We start from the raw sequence: 20,952 nt of genomic DNA on the forward strand, positions 1-20,952 counted from the left end.
CCCCTTGAATTAAGCGCAACGCTATTTGGGAGAGATTTCAATAAAATTTTTAACCAACCCATTAGATTTTAGAACTAGCTTTATGGCACTCAATTAGGTGGAGCTTTTAGAGAAGCTCCCCCAGGCTTTGGCTGTTTTTTAAAAGACATTAGTAAGGAATATAATAAAAAGGGCACATGGAAGAACGGTGGAGCAGGGAGTGGTTGATTACAAACGGTATCGGGGGTTATGCCTCAAGTACGGTCAGCGGAGCTAATACAAGACATTATCATGGACTACTGATAGCTTCTTTAGATCCACCGACCGAGCGCATGGTAATGGTCGCTAAAATAGAGGAACGGGTATGGTTCAATAATCAATATTTTGACTTGTCCACCAATCAATATCCCAATTCGGTGTATCCCAATGGAACCGAATATCTCAAAAGTTTTGCACAAAAACCCTTATTTAATTGGGAGTACGCCGCCGACGATTGGCAACTCAAAAAGAGTATTTGTATGGCTAAAGGTAGTAATACGACCTTTGTAACGTATACAAATACAGGGGATACTGCTTTGACATTAGAAGTACATCCATTATATGATTATTCAGATTACCATGGTGTCTTTTATGAAGATCCCTCTTTCGATTTTTATACCCAATTCGCTGCGGACCATCTAAAAATCTATCCACGATGTGGCTCACACCCTATTTTTACAAAATGGTCGGCGGGAGAATATAAGGAGGCTCGCAGTTGGTACAAGAACATTCAACTCTCTAAATCGAAAGCACGTGGATTGAAATATGTCTGTGATTACTATCGTATCGGTTTTTTAACAAGAGAATTAGAACCAAAGCAACATCTTACGATACTTTTCTCTACTGAAGAAGACAGCCTACAAAAAAATATTGAAAGTGAATGGAGATCTCAAAGCCGAAGAGCTTCCTCTGGCGCATCAAAATTTTCATCTCAATTTTATACCGATTTACTTAACTCGGGCGAACAATTTTTAGTTAAAAGGTACTCTACTAAAAGTGAAACGATCATGGCCGGTTATCATTGGTTTACAGATTGGGGTAGGGACACCATGATCTCTATGCGAGGGCTAACGATAGCTACCGGTAGAAAAGCGATTTCAAAATCCATTCTATCCACTTTTTATAAAAGTTTGAATCAAGGTATGTTGCCCGTTCGTTTCCCTGATAATGGTTCTACCATACAATATAACAACATCGATGCGACTTTATGGCTTTTTATAGCCACTTATGACTATTATAATAAATTCGATGATATAGCTTTTATACAAAATAACTTTAAGGCACTCGGTGAAATAGTGGATTGGCATATCAAGGGTACCCGTTTTAATATCCATGTTACAGAGGAAGGCTTTTTATATGGTGGTCAAGAAGGAGAACAGCTCACATGGATGGATGCTATTGTCGATGGTGAGGTTATAACTCCCCGTATCGGCTGCCCCGTTGAGGTGAATGCATTATGGTACAATACGCTCAAAATTTACGAATTCTTCTGTAAGAAGCTTAAATCTCCTTTTGGTAGGAAATATTTGGACATCATCACAAAATTCGAAAACAATTTCCCCAAGTATTTTATTAATCCCGTTGGTACGCTCTATGATGTTATTATACCCAATGTTTCGGTAGATAATAGCTTTCGCCCAAACCAAATATTTTGGATCAGCCTTCCCTTTACGGTATTGGATAAAGAAATGCAAATACAAATTTTCGAGGCTATCAAAGAGAAACTTTATACGCCTTATGGATTGCGAACCTTGAACCTCGAAAATCCAAATTTTGAAGCGGTATATGCCGGTGACCAGCTGCAACGCGATCATTCTTACCATCAAGGAACGGTATGGCCATTTCTGCTTTACCATTATTACCATTCTTTCTTTAAGATTTATGGCAATACCAAAAAAAACCGTTTACAGGTTAAATTGGCATTGAACGATTTAAAAGAACATTTTTACAATCGAGAGGGTTTGCATTGTATATCAGAGATTTTCGACGGACAAAATCCGTACGAAGGTAAGGGATGTATTCAGCAAGCATGGTCGGTCGCTGCGTTGATTAAATTGTATACCGATTATAAGTTCTATGAATTAGATGAATTTTAGTCCTTAAAAAATGTGCTAACTACAGGCGCGAATAAAATGTCGGAGTTTCTATATTAGCGATCTAAAAACACTTTTTCTTATGTTTACCTCATTTTATGGGATACTTCCATTATTACTTTTCTTAATGCTTGTCATTTGGTTCGTTTGGTTTAGACGGACAGAGAGTACAAGTGTCTTTAAAATAGAATGGAGAACCTTACTTTCCGATAAAGTCAAATTCTATAGACAGCTATCAAAAAGGGACAAAGACAGGTTCGAGAAAGAAATTGTCTATTTCTTAGATCATGTTGCGATAACCGGGGTTGATGTAGCTATTACCGATGAAGATCGTCTTTTGGTTGCCTCGAGTGCAGTAATACCGCTCTTTGGATTTATCGGATTAAGATATCGAAACATAAACGAAGTATTGCTGTATAAGGCTCGTTTCAACAGTGATAATCAGACTGAGGGGGAGGATCGGAATATTTTGGGAAAGGTAGGTTCAGGAGAAATGAACCGTTTGATGATACTTTCATTACCGGCATTGCGTTCGGGTTTCGAAAATGAAAATTCTACCTCTAATGTAGGGATTCATGAGTTTGTTCATCTTATAGACAAGGCAGACGGAGCGACCGATGGCTTACCGGAAAGTCTAATGCAGAAACAATATGTACTCCCTTGGTTAAAGGCGATGCATAGTGAAATTGAAAAAATAAAATCCCATAAATCGGATATCAATCCATACGGCGCAACAAGTGAAATAGAATTTCTGAGCGTTGCCAGTGAATATTTCTTTAACCAACCGAAAAAATTCCAGGAAAATCATCCGAAATTATATGATTTAATGGTTGAGATGTATAAGCAAAATCTTTGAATTTTTATTCTATTAGTTTCATATTGAGTATGATGAGCTTTTCTTTATAGGGTAAGCCGTTGTTTAAGCCTTCAGGCCCGTTTTGCTTAAATTCTTCTGTTCCATAAGTTATTTTGAACATTGAACCAATAAGAGAATCATCCTCTAAATTAGACTTGATATGTAAACGGGGTCTTACTTGGTCAAATAAAATGGGGGTATTGTCCAACCGATTGATAAATCGATATCCTCTATCTGTTTTTGCATCATACGTGCCTTCTATGATAAAATTAATTTTCTCGGTTTTGTCTTGACTCCATACTATATTTATAAGTAGCCCTAAGGTCAATACCAAAAAAACATTTTTCATTCCACGAACATTATTCGGTTCAATTATAAAAATAGAATTTAAAAATTGTTTTGAACACTAGTTGAGTATCAAATGTATTTAACTCTTATAATTTTTTTGAAATGCTAAAAGAAAGTAAATGAATAAAATAGTATTTATGTGATTCTGAATTAAGAACATAACTTGAATTCATGTTTGTGAACCAGGTTTAGTGCTATTTCATAGCTTCAGCATCAATTTTTCATTTTGCTTCTATACTGAATTATAAATCGTATTGACGTTAAGAAAACTGACTTTGTAATTATAGTTTAACTGTATCCAACTCATTTGGATAGAAACTATACTGAAATTTGGAAAGTTATTGTCAGTTGACATCTAAAAAAGACTTCACATTAGCGTTAAACAATGATTTTTATGAGCCGTACTTTACCATACTTACTACCTAAATTTATTCTGAATCAATAAAAAAAAATGTGTTATGAGTGGTACATCCAAAAAATCAGAGAAGGATAGCAAGAAAATTGAGCAACTGCAGGATTATATGAGCGATGCAGATGGAAAAGTAATGCGAACTCGCCAAGGTCTAAAAATTAACGACACCAACAATTCACTAAAAGCCGGACCAAGGGGAGCTACGCTTTTAGAGGACTTTTTGTTAAGGGAAAAAATCACCAGTTTTGACCATGAGCGTATTCCTGAGCGGATCGTACACGCGAGAGGTAGCGGAGCCCATGGTATTTTCGAACTGTATGAAAGCCAAGGTAAATATACCAAAGCGGGTATATTTAATGATACCGATAGAACCACACCCGTGTTTGTACGGTTTTCTACCGTAGCGGGATCGAAGGGTTCCCCAGATTTGGCAAGGGATGTACGTGGTTTTGCCGTAAAATTTTATACCGACGAAGGTACTTGGGATCTGGTAGGTAACAATATGCCGATCTTCTTTATTCAAGACGCCATGAAATTTCCCGATCTTATACATTCGGTAAAGCCCGAACCACATAGAGAGATTCCACAAGCTGCCTCGGCACACGATACTTTTTACGACTTTGTTTCGCTGACCCCCGAAACGCTTCATAACCATATTTGGGCCATGAGTGATCGCGGTATTCCCCGAAGTTTAAGAATGATGGAAGGTTTCGGTATCCATACCTATAGACTTATAAATGACAAAGGAGAGTCTCATTTCGTAAAGTTTCATTGGAAACCGGTTTTGGGCGTTCATTCTGTAACTTGGGACGAGGCCGTGAAAATAAATGGTGCCGATTCAGATTTTCACAGACGCGATCTTTGGGAGGCCATTGAAGCTGGACAGTTTCCTGAATGGGAATTGGGTTTTCAAATCGTTGCAGAGAAAGACGAGCATAAATATGATTTTGATCTTTTGGACCCCACCAAACTCATACCGGAAGAAATGGTTCCGGTGACATTGGTCGGTAAAATGACCTTGAACAGAAATCCCGAGAACTTTTTTGCAGAAACGGAACAAGTAGCTTTTCTCCCAGGAAATATTGTACCAGGAATCGATTTTTCTAACGATCCATTACTTCAAGGACGTTTATTCTCTTATAGAGATACCCAATTGTCCCGTTTGGGAAGTCCGAATTTCCACCAAATACCAATTAACCGTCCTGTTGGTGATAGCCATAACAATCAACGTGACGGACATATGCAAATGGATATTCCTAAAGGGAATACGGCTTATTTTCCGAACACCTTGGGCGGCGGTTGCCCGCACATGGCAAAAATTTCAGAAGGGGCTTTCAATTCTTTTGAAGAGCGTATCGATGCATCAAAAATCCGTACGAGAAGTAAGAGTTTTATAGATTTCTTTTCGCAGCCTGCTCTTTTTTATAGAAGTCTTGAAACTTGGGAAAAACAGCATGTAATGGAAGCCTATTCATTTGAACTTGGGAAATGTACTCATGAACATATCGTTGAACGGATGCTATGGATGATTAAGCAGATCGATGGTGACCTGGCCAAAAAAGTCGCTAATAATTTAGGTATGGATATTCCTAAAAGTATTGATCAACCCATCAATCAGGCCATCGGTGCTGATGCAAATGTCAGTGATTACCAACCAGGCAAAGCCAAGAATTATTTGGATAAATCACCGGCACTAAGCCAAGCGAACACCAAATTCAGCACTATAGCTACGCGACAAATCGCCGTACTCGTAGCTGATGGTTTTTCGATGAAGGATTATAAGGCAATGACAGAAGAACTAAAGAAGGAAAAAGCAATGGTTAAATTGGTCGCACCCCATGGAGGTACCGTAACATGTGATTCAGACATGGAACATAAAGTCGACGCGGCCATTTCGACTACTGAAAGTGTTCTGTTCGATGCCGTCTATATTCCCGGAGGGAAAAAGTCCATAGAGACCTTGATAAGTACTGCCAAATATCTGAAGTTTATAAACGAGGCGTTGAAACATTGCAAGGCAATAGCGGTAGACAATGAAGGCGAGCAATTACTTGATAAAACATACGGAGCAGACTTCAAAAAAGATAAAGCTATTTTCATAAATAAAAGTCCTAAAGACTTTATAAAGGCGATAGCGAACCATAGAAATTGGGAGCGTTTGGATGGAATCGATAAAATTCCTGCTTAAAGCCTAAGAAATACGGTTTGGAGGAACGTAGATTAGTAATTCCTTATTTTATTCTGAAGAGATTTTTTGATTATAGTTCTTCAAGATATTGACCTTTTATTTTAAGGAAAGTCTTCTTTAAACGAATAAACAAAGAACGTTTTTTAAGCGTTCTTTGTTTATTTTATACCGATTCTATCACTAGCCAACTATAACAGAATAGGGAAAGGTTCTTTTGGTTTTTTACCATAGGATTGTTGCAGCGATAACCTCGTTCCAATGAATAAGAGGAAATAGTGAACTGCCAAAGCAGCTTCAATACTACTTCTTCTCTTTCTTTTTTTCGTTATCGGTATCTACCTCACCATTTTTAATTTCTTCGTTCTGTGAATGGATGGTGTTTGTATCATCAGGATTATGGGCTTTTTCCTTAGATTTCCTAGTGGTATTTAATTTATTTTTTTCCTTGTTCATAATGCTAAATATTGATTTATACCTACTAATGTAGATTTAAACAAGGGCAGGTATTGCACTAATCAAATAATATACTAACCCTCTCGAATAAAAAGAGATAGTAATTTATCAACGAAATTGATGTCCGAGAATCAAGGGCATGGCTCTTATCGAATTGCCTTTTTTTGTTGCAAGTCTAAATATTATGATTAAAGGGTAAGACGGTTCTATCAGGAATTAAGGAACAAACTGTTTTATTTTGTATCGGTTCTTAGTAATCCCGTATAACTTCTTACTGTATAGCAAGTGAACGGAAAAAGGTCCCGAATACGTTCCAAGCGCTCGATAGGAAATTCATAATTGGCCAAATTGGATAGTTCATTTTCCGAAAGAAACTCCCTGTCCGTCTTTTCAAAGGTCATTTTCCAACGTCGAACAGATCCTTAACGAGCCATTCCAAACAATAGGCCAAGCGTATCATTTTCCGAAGTCTTTGAATATGTTTCATCGCGGTATTATGGGCCATCGCACGGAAACGGTCTTTTGGATAGGATCGGTACATGAAACTTTCAAAATCACAGATGAACTTGTAGTTCAACCTGGAAAGATGGATGTTCTTGAGCTTGATGGATTTCAGAAATTTACGGATATAGTCCTCGATTTTCTTGCTATGGTATTCGATTAACTCCAAGAGGGTCTTGGTACGCTTATCGTCCCCCGTGAAATAGTCCTTTACCATTTGGGCCGTAAGCAGCTTACCGGTACCTTTCAGCTCTTGATAGCTCTGGTACAATTGAGATTTTGCCAGCTTCAGGTAGTGGTTCATTTACTTTGTCGATACCGGGTTTTCAAGCACTCTTTTGTACTTGCTGCCCCAATGCTCCTAGGTGACCTTTCGTTTTAGACTGATGCTTAGTCTTTTTTGTTCCATAGTGATCCTTGCATAGAGAAGTACCTCACCGTTTTTGGCCTTTGCAGTATCGGCCCAGAATTGAATAGAAAATGTTTTTACGGTTCGCATAACCTTTGATTTAAATTAAACTTGATTTTTACGAAAGTCAAATCCAATTTTAGCAAAATAGCGGAGTCCCATTTTTCTTAAAGGGTAGCTCGAGCTACCGGATAGCTACCATTTAAGAGCAAATCATTCCAAATCAAATGAAACCATAAAAAACCAAAACCAAGCATTTAATAAAAAATGCTTGGTTTTGGTTCCTTTAATTTTAATCGTCAGTGGACGATATGGTACAAAACTCGAACCAATTAATAGAGGATTTAAAGCTTTTGGCTGATAAACTGGCTGTTGAAAAATATCAAACCTCTTATTCACGAATGGTTAAACAAGTTGTTTTTGGGCAATTACATCTTTATTGCCCCTTTGAAGAAATATAGTATGTTCTCTCTCTCTCTTTCAATGAACTTCCTATATTAATCGTTCTACTTGAAGTTACCAGTTATTGAAATTTACTTTTGGAGTGGTTTAAATTATTTCCATTTCGATAAAAAATTACTTTTATAACTTTCCCCAACAGGTAATTTGTGGTCGCTATGCAATACAATTTGATTTCCTTCCAAGTATTTTATAGCTACTATATTGACAATATATGACCTATGGATTCTTATAAAAAAGTTAATCGGAAGGGAATCTTCAACAGATTTCATTGTACCATATACCATTAGCTTTCCTGTAGAGGTAGTGTAGTACATTACGTATTCATTATAGGACTGAATATAGACAATATCACTATAATTAATATTGAATATTTTTTTATTTGATTTTAGTTGAATGCTCTCAGTGGCTTTTTGAATGGGTTCTTTTTTTGAACCGATCAAAGTAGTTTTATTAAGCTCTCTCTTTGCCTTGTTCACTCCCTTCAAAAACCTGTGAAACTCAATTGGCTTAACGATATAATCGGTGACTTCCAATTCAAAACCTTCAACAGCATATTCCCGGTATGCAGTAGTCAATATCACTTTTGGTTTTTTAGACAGTGATTTTAAGAAATCAATTCCTGAAATGTCGGGCATATTAATGTCTAAAAATAAGATGTTAATCTCCTCTTTTTCCAATACATTTAGGCAGTCCAAGGCAGATTTGTAGACTCCCATTACTTCTAGTCCATCTATTTTTTCACTATAGTCTTTCAACAATTTCCTTGCTGGTTCTTCATCATCTACGATAATACATTTATATGCCATTTGCCTTAATTTTTAAGGATACAGTAAATACATTTTTACCTTCCTCTATTTTAAGCCAATGCTGTTCGGGGTATAATAGCTCCAATCTCCTACTTACATTGGCAATACCTATTCCTCCGGTTTTGTCCACATTTTGTTTCTTTTGATAAGAATTGATACAGTCAAACAAAAGGGAGTCATCTTCAGTTTGTATTTGTATTGTTACAAATCCATTGTTGACATCTACGACATCACCATGCTTAAATGCATTTTCAACGAACGGTATCAACAATAACGGTGCTATTTTCTGATTCGGATTCGCTCTGGAATAATCAAATGTAATGTTGGTTATGGTACTGTCCTTTAACTTAAACAGGGCTATAAAATTATTTATATAACCGATTTCATCCTTTAAACGTACCCTTCCCTCTTTCATCACATATAATGAATAATCTAAAATTTTAGAAAGCTGCATAACCGCCTTTGATCCTTTTGGCGAAGTTTTATGGGTTAGTGAGTAAATATTGTTTAACGTGTTAAATAGAAAATGCGGGTTTATTTGCTGAACGAGAAAATTCTTCTCGGCCGTCATAATAGCCAATAGCTTTTCCTCTTCCTGTTTACGCATATGAAAATTGTACATGAAGTAACTGATAAAAATGATAAGGACTATTGGCATAGCATGACTGAACAATTGTTCTATATCAAAAATCTCAAGACTATTATCTTCATACTCGCTATCGAACACCCCCTTTTCAATATAATACTGTTGTACTTCAATAAGTTCTGACTGATAGACTGGGGTTCTTTCTTCCAAATATACTCCGAGGATAGCTCCAGATATGATGAACATCAGGTTAACTACAGCATAGGTCAAATAGCGTTTGGTTTGGTAGTAAACAGGTAAAATCCACTTTAGGTTTAAATAGAAGACAACCACCTGGGTCGAAATGATGGAAAACACTCGAATAAATGCCGATAAACTATCCGAAACCCAGTTAAAAAGGAAATATATGAACGACGTGTAAATGACCCACCCCACAATATGTTGATACCAATTTCCCATACTTCAAAAATAACTATTCTATTAGATGGCCCATTGTTTTTTCAATGAAACCGGTTATAGATTAAATCAACTTCCAAATTTCAAAACAAAACAGATAAAAAACCTCATATGTCATTTTTGAATGGTTCGTTTAAACAATTGACCAGTTGGTTGAAAAAGTTTTCAAAGGTGTGGGTACTTGTCCAATTTTGACCCGAGTTTATTTAATGTAAATGAAATTGAAGTGATTTAAACTTTTTTTGAATCGAAAGGGTTACGGGCATTTGTGTCGCCAAACATAAATCCCATAGCCCATTTATAAAGTACTCGACAAAGATACAATAGAGATGGAAATAGTGCCGTATATACCGCTCCCGAAACGTGGTTTTGCCCCGACCGCACCCCTGTACGAGATCATCAATGCGGCGATTTGCAAGATGAAGACGGGCGTACAGTGGGAATATCTTTCACCCGCCTCGCTGTTCGGCGAAAGGGTGCTGAGCTGGCAATCGGTCTACCACCATTACCGCAAATGGTGCCTTGATGACACATTTCTGGACTGCTGGACGGGCATTCTGCACAGCTACGGGGACATCCCAGACTTCTCCAGCGTCGACCTTGATGATAGCCATACCCTGGACATGCACGGCGGCGAGGCCGTGGACTACCAGGGCGGAAATAAACGGAGGGCCACCAACGCACTTTACCTTACCGAACGCCAACTCCCCTTGGTCATGTTGGAGCCCGTGGCCGAGAACCACAACGACCTCTTCGAGATCGAGGTACGGTTCGAGGTGGTCGCCGCCACGCTCGAAATGGCGGACATAAAAATGGACGGACTGTTCGTGAACGCCGATATAGGATTTGATTCGAGGGGCTTCAGGACAGCATGCGTACCCAAAGAAATCAATGCGGACATCTGTTTCAACAAACACAACGGAAGCATCGAGAACAGGGACGAATACTTTGATCAAGATCCCTATGATGAACGATATTAAGTGGGAGGGACCAACGCGTGGATGGACAGCATCAGGTCTCTTCTAAACAGGTTCGATACGAGCATTGCAAGCTGGGAGGGGTCAACCATCTATCCTTGATCGTGTTCGAACTGAAAAAGATAAAATTGAAAAAGTTTAAATGATTTCCTTATGTAATATGCTGTAAACAAAACTAATTTCTTTTCGATGCAACCTCAAAATCTTCTATTGTCTTTTCTTTTGACCGAATGAAATCGGTTGGGCGAAAGGAAAAAATGAATACACCATAAGAGTCGTTCAAATCTGTTTTTCAAAAAAATAAATTTTAAAAATAGGGTATTCTCGAAGTTGCCTATTGTGTAATAATAAATAGCGAAAGAACGCAATGGCCGGCTTTGGTCGGTGATTGTTCTTTGCCCTTAAAAACCAGAAAAATAAAATGGATGTTTTAAGAACAAAAACAGGGATTGCCATTCTTCTATTATCTATTGGAATATCCGTTAAGGCCCAACGAAAGGAGGACTTAATTGGATATTGGAAATCTTGTGATGAGGGTGACAATATGGTAGTTAGGGTTCAAATGGATTCCGATAACAAACCAGTGGGCCGCCTTGTAGGTTTTCAAAGGGATGATGGGACTTGGGAAAAGGGAAAACCTCCCAAGGGGATTAAGGTAATGTACAATTTTAAATATGATGGAAACTTAACATGGAATAGGGGAAAAATCTATGATCCTTTGACCGATAGGACATACAGGGGCGTAGTGAAATTGCAGAGTAGCGATACTATCAAGGCAATTGGTTATTGGGTTTTTTTGTGGGATGACATATTGTTTAAAAAAATAGAGCTTAATGAAAAAGATGAACCTAACAGTTAATGGCACCATGATAATCTTAGCTGTTCTTTCTCTTTCTTCCAATAAGCTTTTTTCCCAAAACATTACGGGTACCGTGGTTGACATAAACGACAATACTACGATACCGTTCGTGAACATTCATATTAAAGGAACCACGGTTGGGGGGATTACCGATATCGATGGAAAATTTGGGATTGAGTATGATATGGTACGAGGGGAAAAAGATTCGCTTGTGTTCAGTTTCATCGGATATGCAACCGAAACTATGGCTTTAAATGATTATAAAAAAGATGCAATTGTTTATATGGAAAGAGAAGCCGAGCAGTTGAATGAGGTTGTACTAAGCAATAAGGCTTTACCGTACACCGATTATCTGATGGGGAAAATCATCGAAAGCAAAAACAAGAACGACCCCGATAGGGTTAAAAAAGTTCAGTTTACAGAAACTACCCTATTGTCCGTTTACCTCTCAAATATTGAAAATGGGATTACAGAGAAGAAACGGTTCAGAAAAGATAAGGGAGCTTTTATCACCGATAGCGATTCAACGGTAATGATGCCCATTTTACTGACCAAGGAGATTATTAAGCATCAGTTAGATAGAGACAAAAACATGAACAGTAGCAAAACCACTAGCGTCAAGCAAGAGGGTACCCTCAATCAGTTGAATAGCCTGATCAAAACTTCCATCAACAAAAAAATCGCACAAAACGTCAACTTTTATGAAGAGAATATCGATTTATTGGGAAGGAGCTTTCAAAGTCCTATTGCATCAAGCTATAAATCACACTATAAACTGTTCTTGGCGGACAGTTCCATAGTCAACGGGGCCAAGCAGTACCATTTTATGTACTATCCCAAAAATGAAAAAAGTGTTGCCTTTGATGGAAGCTTTTGGGTCGATGCAGAAACTTATGCATTGACTAAAATTGAGGCTTCCCTACCTATTGAGTCAAATATCAATTTTATCAAAAAGCTAGATTTTGAAGTAACGTATAAAAAAATTGAAGTTGACAAGTGGTTTGTGGCTTCACAAAAAACGAACACTGATTTTTCGTTTGTAGAGTCAAAAAATAAAAAGAGACATTTCTCAGTTCAAAAAAATCAAAGTTTTAGCGACTTTATAGTGGGTCGCTTCACCGATGACTCTTTAGCAATTAGTACCCAAAATAGCACATGGGAAAATGCTGCATTTGGGGATTTAAGCCAGGAAACCTCCTTGGATTCCATTCAGGTAAATACCGTTAAGGGCATAAGGCAGCTAAGACAAAATGGATTTATCAAGTTTGTGGACCGTTTCGGAGCAATGACCCTCAACGGATACTACAACCTTAACAAATTTGATTTGGGCCCCTATTTTGACTTCTATTACAGAAATGGAATAGAAGGGTCCCGTTTTACGGCTCCTTTGAGAACCAGTGAAAAATTGGCCAAGAACTTTACCGCAGGAGGTTATTTGGGTTATGGAACCAAAGATAAAAAATTCAAATATGGATTTCAGGCCAAATATCTTCTACCGTTCCCAAAGAGGACAGTTTTCTCCTTTGAGCACTTTGATGATTTTGGAACAATTGCCCAAAACAGGTACATTGAGTTTATAAAAGAAAACCCGTATTCAAGAGGAGGTGGAAATATACTTTCAGTTTTTGGAAGTACAAACAGATTGGATTACAACCTTCTTAAGCAAAAACACTTTGACCTTAGTATTTACCATGAAGCCACGGAGAACACTCGATATCTCATACGAGCTTTTTATGATACTTATAAAGAAAATGAATTTAACCGGCTTGTTCACAACGGTACCAATACCGATGGTTTCAGAACAATTGGTTTATTGGCAGATTTAAGATATTCCAAGGCCAGAAACTTCGACCAACAATTTTTCTCTAGGATATATTATGGAACTACCAAGCCAGTTTACCATTTAACCACCGAAGTAGGGAACAATAAAATTACTGGCGGAGACGATAAAGGGTATGCCAAATATTATGGACGGGTAAATGCTTCCGTAAAAAAGAAATTCTTGTTGGGTTCTACATTTGTAAGGGCATTTTTTGAAGGGGGCTACATTTTTGGAGAAGCGCCATACCCTTTATTAAACAACCCCAGTGGAAACCAAAATATCGGATTGGCGCGGTACAACTACAATTTGCTCAATCCCATTTCTTTCTCCTCCGATACGTATGCAAACCTGCATTTGAGTTTTAATGGCGGTGGGTTTCTGTTTAACAAAGTACCCTTATTGTCCAGTCTCAACATAAGAGAATCAATGTCTTTTAAAGCTTTTTACGGAAAGCTGAGAAGCGAGCATGGTCAATTTTTTCAGTTGCCGAAAGGCCTCATTGAACTTCCAAAAGAACCCTATATGGAATTTGGGGTCGGAATCAGTAATATATTCAAAATACTACGTGTCGAGTATGTTACTAGGCTAAACTCCGGAACCATCCTTGACAATGTTTCCGTAAAGGGAGGACTGAAATTTAGAATAGAGGTAAGTTTTTAAAGTGGAATACAAGGAGTACGTACAATAGAATTGGATAATGTTACCAAAGCACTTAAATAATGCCATTCGGATGGCAGTAAAGATCAGAATCAATGGACAAATACAATTTTATATCAGAGAGTAAACTTATACAGAAAACACATTTTCTAAAATCCGCAGAATTATACCCATTCTTTAAAGAAGTGACTTCTCCACAAACAGATGTTGCTTTTTTTGGAAATAAAAAGGTGTTGATGTTCGGGTCCAACAATTACTTGGGGCTCAATAATCATCCTGACATAAAAAAGGCCGCGCAAGACGCCATTACAAAATATGGGACTTCCTGCACAGGTAGCCGTTTCATGAATGGAACATTGAATCTCCACAAACAGTTAGAGAATGAACTCAAGAATTTCCTGGAAAAAGAAGCTGTAATAGTTTTTCCTACCGGTTTTCAGGTCAATCTGGGCGTTATACCTGCGTTGGCGGGTAAAAATGACTGCATTTTTATAGATGAACTAAATCATGCCTCGATTATAGATGGTTGTCAGCTTAGCTATGCCAAACGGGTTAAGTACAAACATAACGATCCAGATGATCTTTTGAAAAAGTTGGAACTGTTTTCAAATGATTTTTCAAAAAATCTAATCGTAACCGATGGTATTTTTTCAATGGATGGGGATATTGCCCAATTGGATAGGATAGTTGAAGCGGGAAGAAAGTATAACGCCATTACCATGGTAGATTGCGCCCATGCCATTGGCGTAATCGGTAAAAATGGCGCAGGTACGGCCTCGCATTTTGGAATTTCAAATGAAATTGATCTTATAGGGGGAACCTTTAGCAAATCTCTCGCATCCGTTGGTGGGTTCATCGCCGGAGATGCAGATATGATAGAATATTTGAGTCATGCCTCCAGATCTTTTATGTTCAGTGCAAGTCTACCACCGGCCTCGGTCGCCAGTGCGTTGGCCGCATTAAGGATAATGAGAACCGATTCGAGTTTTAACCAAAAACTATGGGAAAACACAGATTTTGCCATTCAAAAGATGAGGGCTTTTGGATTGGATATAGGAAAAACTGAAACACCCATAATCCCAATCTATATTAGAAACAGCGAGAAAACATTCAGGGTGGCCAAAAGACTTTTTGACAATGGGGTCTATGTCAACCCTGTAGTATCACCTGCGGTAAAGGATAGTGACTCCCTTTTACGGTTCTCGCTTACATCGGCACATGATAAGGAGCAAATAATGTTTGCAATTACCGAGGTGGCAAGGGCCATCAAACATTTTTCAAAACAATTGAACGGTAGTTATGTCCATACGGATTAAAAAGATCGTCGGGGGCAAAAAGGATTTAAGGGCCTTTATACATTTCTATAACAAGCTCTATGGTTCGAATCCACAAGTAGCTTTTCCTTTGGAGTTCGATGAGCTATCCACCCTCACAAAAGGGAAAAATCCCGCTCACGATATATGTGAGTCGAGCTATTGGTTGGCTTATAGGAACAACAAGGTGGTGGGCAGAATCGCAGCTATTATCAACCCTATCGAACAGGAAAAATCCACAGAAAGCATCGGGAGGTTCGGATTTTTTGATTTTGAGAATGATCATGAGGTATCAAAAGTGCTAATGCATACTGCTTTGAACTGGTTGAAAAGAAAAGGGGTCAAAACCGTTCATGGGCCTTTGGGATTTACAGACCTTGACAGGCAAGGGATGCTCATCTATGGTTTTGACAGGGAAGGGACGATGGCTACAAATTATAATCACGAATATTATATTGACCATATTGAAAAACTGGGATTTAAAAAGAGTGTAGACTGGATTGAGTACCGTTTCGAAATTGAAAGCGATGTACCTGAAAAAATACAAAAAATCTCCCGGTTTGCCCAAAAAAGATATGGTGTAAAGCCGCTAAAGGCAAAGTCAAAGAAAGAATTGAAGAGGTACGTTCCAGATATGTTCAATCTAATCAACGATAGCTACAAAGACATCTATGGCTATACAAACCTTACTAAAGAACAGATTGATTATTATGGTAAAAACTATATAGGATTTGTCAAAAAAGAACTGGTTTCACTGGTTTTGGACAAAGAAAACAAGCTAGTCGGGATTGGGATAACCATGCCCTCTTTCACAAAAGCCTTACAAAAGGCAAGGGGACGATTATTGCCGTTTGGGTGGTACCACATGCTCAGATCCTTAAATAAAAATGATACGATGGATATGTATCTGATCGCAGTGGATACAAATTATTTCGACAAAGGAGTGGCAGCGGTAATTATTGATGAAATCTATCGGTCTGCTATCGATTTCGGTATAAAAAAGGTGGAGACCAACATAGAGTTGGAAGATAACCATAGGGTACAATCCATGTGGAAGTATTTTAATGCAGAACAGCATAAAAGAAGGCGCTGTTACATCAAAAACATTTAAGGAGAAGATGGATGGACGCAAGAAAAAGGTTTTAATTACCGGAGCTACAGGTTTTATTGGAAAGTATATTGTCGAACAAGCTTTGGAGAACGATTATGAAGTTTTCCTTGCACTTCGTAAACAAAGCCACACCCCAAGTATAGACGGCTTGAGCTTCCGAAAAATATCGATGAATTTTTCATCTCAATCTTCCATTGCATCATCTTTGCCATCCAATATAGTGTTTGATACAGTTGTGCATAACGCGGGTGTAAAAGCATGTTCAAACAAAGAGGATTTTTACAAATACAATACGGAATTAACCCAGAACCTTTGTCATGCCCTTCGGGAAAAAAAAGCACTTAGAGGTAAATTTATTTATATGAGCAGTTTGGCCGCCTTGGGGCCTGGTGACGAAAAAAGCCTGGGTGATTTGACAGAAATCAAGGAGGAAAAACCCATTTCCCATTATGGACGAAGTAAATTATGGGCAGAAAAGGAAGTTTTAAAATCCGGATTGGATCACATCATTCTTCGTCCTACAGCAGTATATGGAAAGGGAACCTCAGATTATAAGTATTTGATCAAGCTGATAAAGAAGGGCTTGGCCGTATATACGGCCAAGCCTCATCAAAAATTATCATTTGTACATGCTAACGATGTCGCCAAAAGTGTTTTTATGGTTGACAGTATAGCCAACGAAAATCAAGTTTTTAATGTTTCAGATGGTGTTGAATATACATTGCAATCGGTTCACCAAACAATTGCCGATGCCTTAGGCGTAAAAATCAAGTTCAAGGTAAGGGTCCCTTTTTTTATGGTAAAAGGCATGGTGCTGTTCAATCATTATCTCAAAATAGAAAACGCGTTGGATAGTGTGGATAAAGCTCGTGAAGTCACTGCATTAAACTGGAAGTGTTTGGCCCAAAAGCTGAAAGATGAAATAGGTTTTAAAGCGTCACATTTATTAAAAGAAATTATTGATTGAGCTCGCTTCAACAACAATGTCCAACCCGATGAGGAATGTTTTACAGCGTCAAAAACATAAGAAAAAGGAGGTGACTCACCAGAGTTTCGTAAAAAGAAATGTCATAGGTTCCTTGAAAAAAGTGGATGTACTTTTTTTCGTTTTTTTTATCGTCACGACAATACTATTGGTGTTCGCCGAGAAACAAACCTCTTGCCTACAGAGCCTTCTTTTAAGAAGAGGTTACATCCTACTTGCTATTTTGGGCTTTATTTATTTAAATAGCCTTAAAAATTGGACGTTGCTAGGAATACTTAGAAATGCCTATCCTATAATTTTTAGCGGTTACTTTTATTCAGAAACCGTTCATTACAATAATGCTTTCCTTGATAATATCGACCCTTTTTTGGAAAATGTGGAAGGTTATTTATTCGGAATGCAGCCGAGTGTGGCATTTTCGGCCCATTTTTCATCACCTATTTTAAGTGAACTGATGTATTTGGGGTATTTTTCTTTTTATTTATTGATTTTGGGGTACACGCTCAATGTCTTTTTCTGGAAAAAAGAGTATGCCTTGAAGGGTATTTTTCTGTTGAGTGCCTCGCTGTATCTCTTTTATTTTTTCTTTGGGTTGGTTCCTTCCGCGGGTCCACAATTTTATTTTTCCGCTCCGGACAACATTTTGCCCGATGCATATTTTTTTGACAAGATCATGCATTTTATACAGCATGCCGCAGAACAACCTACCGGGGCATTCCCAAGTTCCCATGTAGGTATATCGTTGGTTATACTGTTGTTATCCCGTAAAAGAATGCCAGTTTTTTTTCGAGTGGCTCTGCCCTTTACAGTCTTTCTCATTTTGTCAACGGTATATATTAAGGCACACTACGTAATCGATGTTATTGCTGCCATAATTGCCGCCCCTTGTGTACTGTGCCTATCCCATATATTATACGGTATTCCTTCAAAATATCCTGATGATGGCACTTGAGAAAGGTAAGACTTATCATTAAGGAATTTAATTCAATCAACTTCCAAATTTCAAAACAAAACAGGTAAAAAACCTGATTTGCCATTTTTGAACGGTTCGTTTAAACAAATTACCCATTGGTTGAAAAAGTTTTCAAAGGTGTAGGTACTTGTCCAATTTTGAACCTAGTTTATTTAAGGAATTTAATTAATTATGAAAATATTGAGGATTATACCCTCTTTGATGCTTTTTCTACTAAGTGCATATTCCATCGAGGCCCAGATACGGCCTGTAAAGGAGGATGCACGAGAAGTTGTTACTGAAAACGATAGCTATGAATCTAACGAAAGACAATTCAGGGGCATCATAATGGATTTCAATACCAATGAACCCTTGGAATATGCTACAATATCGGCAATCAACAAAAAAACAAGTGTTATTTTAAAAGGAACTATTACAGATGAACAAGGGAAATTTAGCCTTACTATTAACAAAGAAAAGGAGGATTACTATTTCTTAATAGAATTTTTAGGATATAAATCCCAAGCTATTGGTAATCTGGATTTTTCACAGGATAAAATAGATTTGGGCACTGTTTTAATGCTACCGGAAGATAACCAATTGGATGAGGTAGTTATTACTGCGGAAGTTTCCAAGACCACTTTCAAACTTGATAAACGCGTATTCAACGTAAGTAAAGATTTAAGTAATTCCGGGGCCAGTAGCCTGCATATTCTTGAAAATGTGCCTTCGGTAAGTGTAGGCATGAAGGGCGACATTTCTTTGCGTGGCAACAGTAACGTAAAAATACTGATAAACGGAAATGCATCCGCCAATAAAAGCAATGGTAAAGCGGCTTTGAACGGTATTTCATCAGATATGATCGAACGTATTGAAGTCATTACTAATCCATCTGCAAAATATGATGCCGCTGGATCCGCAGGTATTCTGAACATCATCTTAAAAAAAGAACGCAAATCAGGGCTTAATGGTACATTTACAGCAACTTCAGGTACACCTGAAAGTTATGGGTTGGGGATGAATTTAAATTATAGGACTAATAAAATTAATCTTTTGGGAGGCATCAATGGTGAATATACTACTATGAAAAGTTATGATAAATCCGTAACTGTTGATAAAACACAATCACCAAATGAAAGTCGTTTTTCAAATGGGAATGGTTTGGAAAAGAGAAAAGATTTAAACGTAAATTTTGGTATGGACTATAATATATCGTCAACCGATTTTTTAAGTATATCGACCTCGATAGGCACCTCCAAGGGTGATAGTAAAAATAGTTATGATTACAGAACTTTAGTAGGTAATAATGATGTAACCCAAGCCAATCGAACAGAAACGGGCAATAACAAAAGCCCCAATTATGAATTAAACGCTAACTATAAAAAGACTCTTGGAGGAAAAGATGAACACACTTTGGAAGTACGTTACAGCGGATTTAATTATACCGAAGACAAAAAATCAGGTTTTATAAATACTGGGGACTCCAATATTCAACAACGTTCCAATACAGCGTTTAATGAAGGCTCCAACACAGCCCAAGTAGATTATAAATATCCTTTCGGAAATGAGGAAGAAGAAGGCACATTGGAATTGGGCGCAAAGTTTAGCAACCGAAAACTTAAAAACGACTACAGTGTGGATGATTGGTCAGCGGGAACTTGGAAAAATAATACCAGCTTTACCAATGTATTTAAATTTAATGAAAACCTTTGGGCTGTTTACTCAACCTATGGACAGGAATTTGGAAAATTTGGTATAAAAACAGGGTTACGTATGGAAAATACAAGGATTTCAACCAAACTAGAGAATATCAATCAAATAAATAGACAAAACTACACTGATTTGTTCCCCAGTTTACATACTTCATATAACTTAACTGACGCTCTTTCGCTGCAGTTAAGTTACTCACGCAGGATATCACGTCCAGATATGTTTAGTTTAAATCCGTTTGAATCGATTAGCGATCAATTTAGTCAGTTTCAGGGGAATCCTGCTTTAAAACCAGAGTACAGTAATTCCTATGAGTTTGGAGCAATAAAGAATCTAAAAAAAGGATCTTTATTCACTTCTGTATATGCTAGAACCACTAACAATACGGTTGAAGAAACCCAGCAATTGATTAACGGAATAACTGTTATGAAACCCCTGAACATAGGTAAACGCAATGATTTAGGGATTGAATTTAATGGTTCTTACCGTGTGACCGATTGGTTTAAAATGACCTCAGAATTTAATTGGTTTTACTATGAAAGAACAGGTAATTATTTAAATCAGGTCTTCAACTTCAATAGTAACCAATGGTCGGCTGGACTCAATGGCACTTTTAAAATACCCATTGATTTGGATGCTGAAATAAGTTTGAACTACACCTCTAAAGAAAAGCAATTGCTACAAACACAAAGGAGTAATTTTTATTCCAATTTAGGACTAAAAAAGAAACTATTTGCCAATAGGGTCGCGTTGAACGTATCTGTAAGGGACCTATTTAATAGCAGACGCTGGAACACGATCGTAGATCAACCAAGTCTTTACAGAAATCAGAACTACTGTTGGGGCGGAAGACAAATAAATCTGGGCGTAAGCATTAAACTTGGAAAAGCCGCTGTTGAAGATAGTGAAATGGGTAGTTATGACAATGATTATTAATTTTTGAACGTACCTGATCTAAATACTTATTAAAAAGTTTAG

18 protein-coding genes are annotated in these 20,952 nt (G+C 37.6%); 11 read left to right on the forward strand and 7 right to left on the reverse strand.

All coding sequences use genetic code 11. The annotated features are described in order from the left end of the window. The first annotated feature begins 176 nt into the window (after positions 1–176). Positions 177–2,114, forward strand: a complete 1,938-nt coding sequence (locus tag ACNR9Q_RS08080; protein WP_419214095.1) for an amylo-alpha-1,6-glucosidase — start codon at positions 177–179, stop codon at positions 2,112–2,114. A gap of 79 nt (positions 2,115–2,193) precedes the next feature. Then, positions 2,194–2,967 carry a zinc-dependent peptidase gene (locus ACNR9Q_RS08085; protein WP_419214096.1) on the forward strand — a complete coding sequence of 258 codons (774 nt, stop codon included), beginning with the start codon at positions 2,194–2,196 and terminating at the stop codon, positions 2,965–2,967. A gap of 4 nt (positions 2,968–2,971) precedes the next feature. Here ACNR9Q_RS08085 and ACNR9Q_RS08090 read toward each other — a convergent pair whose 3' ends face one another. Next, positions 2,972–3,316 (reverse strand): hypothetical protein, encoded by a 345-nt coding sequence (locus tag ACNR9Q_RS08090; protein WP_419214097.1) that lies wholly within the window; start codon positions 3,314–3,316, stop codon positions 2,972–2,974. A gap of 457 nt (positions 3,317–3,773) precedes the next feature. On the opposite strand from ACNR9Q_RS08090, the gene ACNR9Q_RS08095 reads away from it, so the two are divergent. Then, a complete protein-coding gene (locus ACNR9Q_RS08095; RefSeq protein ID WP_419214098.1) occupies positions 3,774–5,915 on the forward strand; it encodes a catalase in 2,142 nt (713 codons plus the stop codon). A 300-nt stretch (positions 5,916–6,215) separates the two neighbouring features. Here the strand turns inward: ACNR9Q_RS08095 and ACNR9Q_RS08100 are convergent, their stop codons facing one another. From ACNR9Q_RS08100 to ACNR9Q_RS08125, 6 genes are all read right to left on the reverse strand, one after another. Next, complete coding sequence (locus tag ACNR9Q_RS08100; protein WP_419214099.1) at positions 6,216–6,368, reverse strand: hypothetical protein; 153 nt, start codon at positions 6,366–6,368, stop codon at positions 6,216–6,218. A gap of 233 nt (positions 6,369–6,601) precedes the next feature. Continuing rightward, positions 6,602–6,769, reverse strand: coding sequence for a hypothetical protein (locus tag ACNR9Q_RS08105; protein WP_419214100.1), 168 nt, complete (start codon positions 6,767–6,769; stop codon positions 6,602–6,604). Next, positions 6,766–7,173, reverse strand: coding sequence for a phage integrase SAM-like domain-containing protein (locus tag ACNR9Q_RS08110; protein ID WP_419214101.1), 408 nt, complete (start codon positions 7,171–7,173; stop codon positions 6,766–6,768). Before ACNR9Q_RS08110 ends, ACNR9Q_RS08105 begins: the two co-directional genes overlap by 4 nt. A 57-nt stretch (positions 7,174–7,230) precedes the next feature. Continuing rightward, positions 7,231–7,368 carry a hypothetical protein gene (locus ACNR9Q_RS08115; RefSeq protein ID WP_419214102.1) on the reverse strand — a complete coding sequence of 46 codons (138 nt, stop codon included), beginning with the start codon at positions 7,366–7,368 and terminating at the stop codon, positions 7,231–7,233. Positions 7,369–7,832: 464 nt separating this feature from the next. Continuing rightward, positions 7,833–8,546, reverse strand: a complete 714-nt coding sequence (locus ACNR9Q_RS08120; protein WP_419214103.1) for a LytR/AlgR family response regulator transcription factor — start codon at positions 8,544–8,546, stop codon at positions 7,833–7,835. Then, positions 8,536–9,591 (reverse strand): sensor histidine kinase, encoded by a 1,056-nt coding sequence (locus ACNR9Q_RS08125; RefSeq protein ID WP_419214104.1) that lies wholly within the window; start codon positions 9,589–9,591, stop codon positions 8,536–8,538. The genes ACNR9Q_RS08120 and ACNR9Q_RS08125 overlap by 11 nt, the downstream gene beginning before the upstream one ends. 326 nt (positions 9,592–9,917) lie before the next feature. Between ACNR9Q_RS08125 and ACNR9Q_RS08130 the strand changes: the two genes are divergently transcribed. From ACNR9Q_RS08130 to ACNR9Q_RS08165, 8 genes are all read left to right on the forward strand, one after another. Then, positions 9,918–10,568, forward strand: coding sequence for a transposase (locus ACNR9Q_RS08130; protein ID WP_419214105.1), 651 nt, complete (start codon positions 9,918–9,920; stop codon positions 10,566–10,568). A 418-nt stretch (positions 10,569–10,986) separates the two neighbouring features. Continuing rightward, on the forward strand, positions 10,987–11,424 hold the full coding sequence (locus ACNR9Q_RS08135; RefSeq protein WP_419214106.1) for a DUF2147 domain-containing protein: 438 nt from the start codon (positions 10,987–10,989) through the stop codon (positions 11,422–11,424). After that, entirely contained in the window at positions 11,399–13,906 is a 2,508-nt protein-coding gene (locus tag ACNR9Q_RS08140; protein WP_419214107.1) for a DUF5686 family protein, read from the forward strand. The genes ACNR9Q_RS08135 and ACNR9Q_RS08140 overlap by 26 nt, the downstream gene beginning before the upstream one ends. A gap of 92 nt (positions 13,907–13,998) precedes the next feature. Next, positions 13,999–15,219: an aminotransferase class I/II-fold pyridoxal phosphate-dependent enzyme gene (locus ACNR9Q_RS08145; RefSeq protein WP_419214108.1), complete on the forward strand. Its 1,221-nt coding sequence runs from the start codon at positions 13,999–14,001 to the stop codon at positions 15,217–15,219. Then, a complete protein-coding gene (locus ACNR9Q_RS08150; protein WP_419214109.1) occupies positions 15,203–16,327 on the forward strand; it encodes a GTP cyclohydrolase in 1,125 nt (374 codons plus the stop codon). Before ACNR9Q_RS08145 ends, ACNR9Q_RS08150 begins: the two co-directional genes overlap by 17 nt. Continuing rightward, complete coding sequence (locus tag ACNR9Q_RS08155; protein WP_419214110.1) at positions 16,281–17,294, forward strand: NAD-dependent epimerase/dehydratase family protein; 1,014 nt, start codon at positions 16,281–16,283, stop codon at positions 17,292–17,294. The genes ACNR9Q_RS08150 and ACNR9Q_RS08155 overlap by 47 nt, the downstream gene beginning before the upstream one ends. A 28-nt stretch (positions 17,295–17,322) precedes the next feature. Beyond that, positions 17,323–18,264, forward strand: coding sequence for a phosphatase PAP2 family protein (locus tag ACNR9Q_RS08160; RefSeq protein ID WP_419214111.1), 942 nt, complete (start codon positions 17,323–17,325; stop codon positions 18,262–18,264). A gap of 222 nt (positions 18,265–18,486) precedes the next feature. Continuing rightward, positions 18,487–20,910 (forward strand): TonB-dependent receptor domain-containing protein, encoded by a 2,424-nt coding sequence (locus tag ACNR9Q_RS08165; RefSeq protein WP_419214112.1) that lies wholly within the window; start codon positions 18,487–18,489, stop codon positions 20,908–20,910. Positions 20,911–20,952: the final 42 nt, after the last annotated feature.

It is taken from the genome of Maribacter sp. X9 (assembly GCF_048537565.1).
Classification (GTDB): Bacteria; Bacteroidota; Bacteroidia; order Flavobacteriales; family Flavobacteriaceae; genus Maribacter.